The organism is Streptomyces sp. NPDC050263 (assembly GCF_040655955.1).
In the GTDB taxonomy this organism is placed as follows: domain Bacteria; phylum Actinomycetota; class Actinomycetes; order Streptomycetales; family Streptomycetaceae; genus Streptomyces.
Genome location: NZ_JBFAKW010000049.1, coordinates 59088 through 65706 on the forward strand (window position 1 = coordinate 59088; position 6619 = coordinate 65706).

The 6619-nt window shown below is 71.2% G+C and carries 5 protein-coding genes; 2 read left to right on the forward strand and 3 right to left on the reverse strand.

Annotation, left to right across the window (positions count from 1 at the left end; translation table 11 throughout):
- Positions 1-61 precede the first annotated feature (61 nt).
- Positions 62-1789: an acyl-CoA dehydrogenase family protein gene (locus AB0J04_RS22525; protein WP_363170325.1), complete on the reverse strand. Its 1728-nt coding sequence runs from the start codon at positions 1787-1789 to the stop codon at positions 62-64.
- Positions 1790-1863: 74 nt separating this feature from the next.
- Here AB0J04_RS22525 and AB0J04_RS22530 point away from each other — a divergent pair, with 74 nt between their 5' ends.
- Positions 1864-2619 (forward strand): PaaX family transcriptional regulator C-terminal domain-containing protein, encoded by a 756-nt coding sequence (locus AB0J04_RS22530; RefSeq protein WP_363170326.1) that lies wholly within the window; start codon positions 1864-1866, stop codon positions 2617-2619.
- Between the two features lie 83 nt (positions 2620-2702).
- Here the strand turns inward: AB0J04_RS22530 and AB0J04_RS22535 are convergent, their stop codons facing one another.
- The gene (locus tag AB0J04_RS22535) at positions 2703-3515 is read right to left on the reverse strand and encodes a pectate lyase (protein ID WP_363170327.1); all 813 of its coding nucleotides are present in this window, start codon (positions 3513-3515) and stop codon (positions 2703-2705) included.
- Positions 3516-3561: 46 nt separating this feature from the next.
- Complete coding sequence (locus AB0J04_RS22540) at positions 3562-4539, reverse strand: polysaccharide lyase family 1 protein (protein ID WP_363170328.1); 978 nt, start codon at positions 4537-4539, stop codon at positions 3562-3564.
- Between the two features lie 635 nt (positions 4540-5174).
- Here AB0J04_RS22540 and AB0J04_RS22545 point away from each other — a divergent pair.
- Complete coding sequence (locus AB0J04_RS22545; protein WP_363170329.1) at positions 5175-6467, forward strand: PHB depolymerase family esterase; 1293 nt, start codon at positions 5175-5177, stop codon at positions 6465-6467.
- Positions 6468-6619: the final 152 nt, after the last annotated feature.

Genomic DNA, 6619 nt, shown 5'->3' on the forward strand with positions numbered 1-6619 from the left:
TGCGGCGTGAGCCGTTGCCGTACCGGGTCCGGAGGCGAGCCCGCCGGCCTGGCACGCACGGTCAGTCCGCGGCGGGAAGGCTCCGCTCCAGGACGCCGTCCGGATCGGCGCCGTCCGGGAGCGTGCCGAAGGCGTGGCCCCAGTCGCCGGCCAGCCGGGTCGCGCAGAAGGCGTCGGCGACGGCCGGCGGGGCGTGCCGGACCAGCAGAGAGGCCTGGAGGGCCAGGGCCATCTGCTCCACCAGACGACGGGCGCCGGCCGGTGTCGCCTCGCCGAGCAGTGCTTTGAGCCGCACGACGGCCGCGTCCAGGCGGGCGTCCGCCCCCTGGGCCAGGGCGAGTTCGCCGAAGAGGGCGTCCGCGGTGGCCGGCTCGCGGGTCAACGCCCGCAGGACGTCGAGGGCGTTGACGTTGCCCGAGCCCTCCCAGATCGACAGCAGCGGCGCCTCGCGATAGTGCCGGGGCATCCCGGAGTCCTCCGCATAGCCGTTGCCGCCCAGGCACTCCAGGGCCTCCGCGGTGAACGCCGGACCCCGCTTCGTCACCCAGTACTTGCCGACGGCGGTCGCGATCCGCCGGAAGGCCTGCTCGCCGGCGTCCCCGCGCACCGCCCGGTCGGCCGCCCCGGCCAGCCGCAGCGTGAGCGTGGTGGCGGCCTCCGACTCCAGCGCCAGGTCGGCCAGGACGTTGCGCATCAGCGGCTGGTCCAGCAGCCGCGCGCCGAACGCGCTGCGGTGCCGTACGTGATGACCCGCCTCGACGAGCGTCTTGCGCATCAGCGTCGCCGACATCATCACGCAGTCCAGACGGGTGCAGTTGACCATCTCGATGATGGTCTTCACACCCTGCCCTTCGGGCCCGACCAGCCAGGCCACGGTCCCGTCGAACTCGGGTTCGGAGGACGCGTTGGACCGGTTGCCAAGCTTGTCCTTGAGCCGCTGGATGCGGAAGGTGTTGCGGGTGCCGTCGGGCAGCACGCGCGGCACGAGAAAGCAGGACAGCCCCCCGGGAGCCTGTGCCAGGACCAGGAAGACGTCGCACATAGGCGCGGAGGTGAACCACTTGTGCCCGCGCAGGGTGTACACACCGGGTTCCGCGGTGGGCGCGGCCGCCGTCGTGTTCGTCCGGACGTCGGAGCCGCCCTGCTTCTCGGTCATGCCCATGCCGGCGAGCAGACCGCGCTTCCCCGTCGGCGTCCGCAGCCCGGGTTCGTACACCCGGCTCGTCAGCAGCGGCTCGTAGACGGCGGCCAGCTCCGGCTGGCGGCGCAGGGCGGGGACCGCCGCGTACGTCATCGACGTGGGACAGCCGTGCCCGGCCTCCGTGTGCCCCCACGCGAGACCGCCCGCCGTGCGCGCCACATGCGCGCCGGGCCGGTCGTCCGCCCAGGGCGCCCCGGCCTGGCCCTCGGCGACCGCGACCCGCATCAGCTCGTGCCAGCTCGGGTGGAAGTCGACCTCGTCGACCCGGTGCCCGTAGCGGTCGTGCGTGCGCAGCACCGGCTCGTGCCGGTTGGCCAGCTCGCCCCACTCCTGCGCCTCGACACCGCCGGCCAGCAGCCCGATCCGGCGGACGTCCGGCTCCGCCCACCCTGCGCCCTCCCGGCGCAGCCCCTCCAGCAGGGCGGCGTCCTCGGAGGCGTCGTACGGCGCGAGCGGCGGCGGCTGATTGACGACGTCGTGAGTGACGTACGACGGCTGTGTCTGTGAAGCCGGCGTCTCCGACGACTGTGCCTGCGACGGGTGCGTCTGCGACGGCTCTGTCTGCGACTGCGCGAGTGTGTGGACCATGCCTGTCATGTTGCACCCTCGCTGCGGCTGTAGCAATAGTGCAACATCGGATGGCGCACGTAAGGTACGTCCCTATGCGGATGAACGTCTCGGCGGAGCCCGGCGGGGTCGACCTGCCCCCGCTGTCGGCGCGGTCGGTGGTCCTGAGCCTGCTGCTGGGCACACACCCGCCCGAGCTCGCGGCGAAGGACCTGGTGCGCGGGCTGGAGCTCTTCGACGTCGGGGGATCGACGGTGCGCGCCGCGCTCAGCCGGATGGTCGCGGCGGGCGACCTGCGCCGGACGGACGGTGTCTACCGGCTCAGCGACCGGCTGCGGGAGCGCCAGCGGCGACAGGACGACTCCCTGCACCCGGACACGCGCGCGTGGGACGGCGACTGGGAGACGGCCGTGATCACCTCGACGGGCCGCGGCCCCGCCGAACGTGCCGAGCTGCGCACCCGGTTGAGCGCTCTGCGGCTCGCCGAGCTCCGGGAGGGCGTCTGGCTGCGGCCCGCCAATCTGGGCCGGCCCTGGCCCTCCGACCTGGGCGACGTCCTGCAGCGGTTCACCGCCCGCCCCGCGGCGCCCGCCCGGGACCTGGCCGCGAGCCTGTGGCCGCTCGACGCGTGGGCGGCGACGGCCCGGGCCCTGCGCGCCCAGGTCGACCGGACGGAGCGGCCCGCCGACCGCATGACCGTCCTCGCCGCGGTCGTACGGCATCTGCTCGCCGACCCGGTGCTGCCGACCGCGCTCCTCCCCGCCGACTGGCCGGGACCGGTGCTGCGCAGCACGTACGACCGCTGTCAACGGGAGCTCACCGAAACGGCGTTGGGGCCGGGGCGCCGATAGCCGCGGCGGGTCCGAAGGCACGGCGGCCGTGCGAAGCGCCGTGCGGGGACGCTTCGTACGGCCGCCTTCTTACTGTGGGGGCCTTACTTGTACGTGATGTCGGACGACGCGTACTTGCAGTAAGTGCCGTCCGCACTGGTGCCGTTGGTCGGCGGCTCGGCGCCCGTGTTGTTGCCGATGTACTTCTGGCAGGGAATGATCTTCTTGCTGCGGTCCCCGACGATGGTGATCTTCTTCAGGCTCGCGCTGTCGCCGTAGTTGGTGTTGATGCCGACGAGCTTGTTCCCCGAGTAGGTCGCCTCGATGGTGTTGAGGTTGATCGTCCGCTTGTACTGCGTCCCGCAGTTGCCGCAGGACCGGACGAAGGTGCCGAAGTTCTGCACCGCGAAGTTGGAGACGTTCAGCGTCCCGGCGCCGTTGAACTGGAACACCTTGTCGCTGGCCGAGCGCGCGCCGCCGCCCGAGACGGTGTACACGTTGGACGACGAGGAGCCGCGGAAGGTCGCCGCGTCCTCGCCGACGTCCTCCCACCAGACGTTCTGCAGCGTGCAGGCGCCCTTGCAGTGGATGCCGTCGGCGGCGGGCGCGCCGATGATGACGTTCTTGAGGACGGCGCCGGCCGCGAGCTCCAGGATCGGGTCCTGGTCCTCGTTCTGGCCGCCGCTGCCGAGATCGCCGCTGCCGTAGAGGCGCTTCATCCCGTAGTCCTTGGTGCCGGAGACGGGGATGGTGGCGGTGACGGCCTGGCTGCCGTTGGCGGTGGGCCAGGTGGCGGCGCTCGCCGGGGTGAGCGCGCCACTGGTCATGATCATGCCAATAGTGAGGCCGACGGCGGACAGCCCGCCGGTGAGGGCGCGCAGGCGCCTCGGTGAGCTCGGGCTTGCTGGTGAAGTCATGTCCCGATGCCTTCTTCCAGGTGGGGGATGGGGTGGCGGTGTACGGTCAGAGCTTTCCGACGCCCGCGCCGGACGTCACCGAGGCGACGACGGACGAGGCGGGCTCGGCGGTGTAGCTGTACGGCGGCTTGGTGAACGTCCCGACCTGCGACACCTCGGTCGTGGCGCCGCCGAGGTCGTTGCCGGTCAGGTTGGCGTAGCCGTCCACGTCGCTGTCGCGGTTCGTGGTGACGGCGACCGGCGTCGAGCGGAAGACGTTGTTCTCCACGAGCATCTGCGCGCCCATGCGCGAGTGGACGGCCGTCTCGGCCCCGACGACGTAGTTGTCGTAGAAGTGGCCGGTGCCGAAGCGCAGGCTGGGGATGCGCGAGTAGACGTTGCTGAAGAGGTTGTGGTGGTACGTGACCCTCAAGTGGCCCGTGTCCTCACTCGAGTTGTTGTCGCTGTGGCCGACGAGTGAGCCCTTGTAGTGGTCCTTGAAGGTGTTCCACGACACCGTCACGTGGTCGGAGGCGTGGTTGATGTCCAGCAGGCCGTCGTAGTAGTCCTTGTCGTGATCGCGGTCGGCCGAGAAGGAGTTGTGGTCGATCCACACCTTGGTCGAGGCCTGGACCTCGATGCCGTCGGCGGGCTTGAGCGGCTTGCTGATGTTCAGGTTGCGGATGACGACGTTCGTCGCCTTCTTCAGGCGCAGCCCCCCGCCCGTGAACCCGGACGCCGAACCGACGCCCAGGACCGTGGTGTTGGATCCGATGTCGACCTGACCGCTCAGCGAGATCAGACCGTTGACCTTGACGACCTTCGCCGCGCTGCCGGTCACCGCCGTCTTGAAGGCGTCCAGGGTGGAGACGGTGACCGCGGTCGCGCTGCCGCCGCCGGTCGTGCCGGCGCCGAAGCCGATCGGCGCGCTGTCGGCGGCGCCCGCCGACTGGGGGAGGGCGAGGACCGCCGCCGTGGCGAGGGCGGCGGCCGCCGCCACCGGAGCGGACCTTCGTGCGTGGAGGTGTGGGGGGCCTGTACGCATGCGGGTGCGTCCCTTCGGGGGAGGGGGGTGAATCACGTGATTCAGGTGTTTCATGCGCGGGTTATGGACATGAACGATGTTCGCCATGTTGAACGCTCTGCACGGGCGGTGCGGCCCTTTGTGGGGGATCAGATGAGCGGCTCGGTCACACTGCTGAACGGAACGTAGGGGGTAAGCGCTTTCTAGTCAACGCCTCGCGCAGAACGCATTCGGCCGCCCGGTCGGCGTCGACCCGCCCGCAAGGGCTTCCGGAGAGTTGGCGTGGGAGCGCTTCCATGACGGGCATGCGCATGCCACCATGCGATGCGGACGCTTCCCTTCATGCGCGCTGACACCTACTGACATGTACTGACACGTCAGGTACGGACCCGGACCGACACGCACGGACGAGAGGGGCGAGTCGAGGCCGACTCCACGCACGCGTACGTTCGCCGCCGGGGCGAGCCCGGGACACACCGGCCTCGCCGACCGACTGCACCCGACTCCCCTTGGGGCTGGGCCTGCCGGCCCGGACGAACGCCGCCTGCCCAGGCGCGCCCGTTCCCGCTCCGCACCACGCTTCGACGTACCCCGAGCCGCTACCAGAATGGGGCAATCACGTGATCCGCTCACCCGGGCGAACGCTGCGTTCCTCAATGGGCGCACTGCTTCTGCTCCTCGCCGCCGGCCTGCTCGCGGCACCTGCCGCGCCTGCCGCGTCCGCCGCGCCGGCCGCGTCCGCGCGGACGGCGGCCACCGCGGCCGTGCCCGCCGCCACCCTCACCGAGGTCACCGGCTTCGGCGCCAACCCCAGCAACCTGCGCATGTACGTGTATGTGCCGTCCAACGTGACGGCCCACCCGGCGGTTCTGGTGGCCGCGCACTGGTGCACCGGCTCGGGCCCCGACATGTACAACGGCACCGAGTACGACACGCTGGCCGACCGGTACGGGTACATCGTGATCTACCCGTCCGTCACCCGCAGCAGCAAGTGCTTCGACGTCTCCTCGCCGCAGGCGCTGAAGCGAGGGGGCGGCAGCGACCCGGTCGGGATCAAGTCCATGGTCGACTGGGTGACCGCCAACTACGCCGCCGACACCGGCCGCGTCTACGCCACCGGCAACTCGTCCGGCGCGATGATGACCAACGTCCTGCTCGGCGACTACCCCGACGTGTTCGCCGCCGGCGCCGCGTTCGCGGGCGTCCCGTTCGGCTGCTTCGCCACCACCGACGGCTCCGAGTGGAACAGCGCCTGCTCCGGCGGCACGGTGATCCACACCCCGCAGGAATGGGGCGATCTCGTCCGCGCCGCCTACCCCGGCCACACCGGACCCCGGCCGCGCATGCAGCTGTGGCACGGCACCGAGGACGACGTGCTGCGCTACCCCAACTTCGGGGAGGAGATCAAGCAGTGGACCAATGTGCAGGGAGTGAGTCAGACCCCGTCCGCCACCGACTCGCCCGTCTCGAACTGGACCCGCACCCGCTACGGCAGCACGGGTGACCAGGCACCCGTGGAGGCCGTCAGCCTGCAGGGCGTCGGCCACAACGTGGACATGACCGGCCTGGCGGCCCGCGTGCTCACGTTCTTCGGCCTGGACAGCGCGGGCCCCGCCCCGCAGCCCCAGCCCGGCGGCTGCAAGGTGACGGCGACGACCAACGCCTGGACCACCGGTCTGACCGCCTCCGTGACCCTCACCAACACCGGCGCCACCCCGGTCAACGGCTGGCAGCTCGGCTTCACCCTGCCCACCGGGCAGACCATCACCAACGGCTGGGGAGCCACCTACGCCCCGGTGTCCGCAGCGGTGACGGCGACCAACGCGACCTGGAACGGCGTCATCGCCCCCAACGCGAGCGTCACCATCGGCTACCAGGCCAACCACACGGGCAACAGCGCCGCGCCCGGGTCCTTCACGCTCAACGGGACTGTATGCACGGCGAGTTGAGGCTCGACGAGCGTACGGGGGCGGTTCGCGAAGGAGCCGCCCCCGCGCAGCCGGCAGGCCTAGGGGGCTTCTGATGGATCTCCGCGGCGTCGCGACGCCCGGCACGCACTCTCGCCGCACCGGGCGAAAGCCCTAGTAGCTCCGCTACGAGG

Coding starts and splice junctions, on each gene's coding strand:
- AB0J04_RS22525 (WP_363170325.1), bottom strand. CDS start 1,789: ATGGTCCACACACTCGCGCAGTCGCAGACAGAGCCGTCGCAGACGCAC.
- AB0J04_RS22530 (WP_363170326.1), top strand. CDS start 1,864: ATGCGGATGAACGTCTCGGCGGAGCCCGGCGGGGTCGACCTGCCCCCG.
- AB0J04_RS22535 (WP_363170327.1), bottom strand. CDS start 3,515: ATGACTTCACCAGCAAGCCCGAGCTCACCGAGGCGCCTGCGCGCCCTC.
- AB0J04_RS22540 (WP_363170328.1), bottom strand. CDS start 4,539: ATGCGTACAGGCCCCCCACACCTCCACGCACGAAGGTCCGCTCCGGTG.
- AB0J04_RS22545 (WP_363170329.1), top strand. CDS start 5,175: ATGGGCGCACTGCTTCTGCTCCTCGCCGCCGGCCTGCTCGCGGCACCT.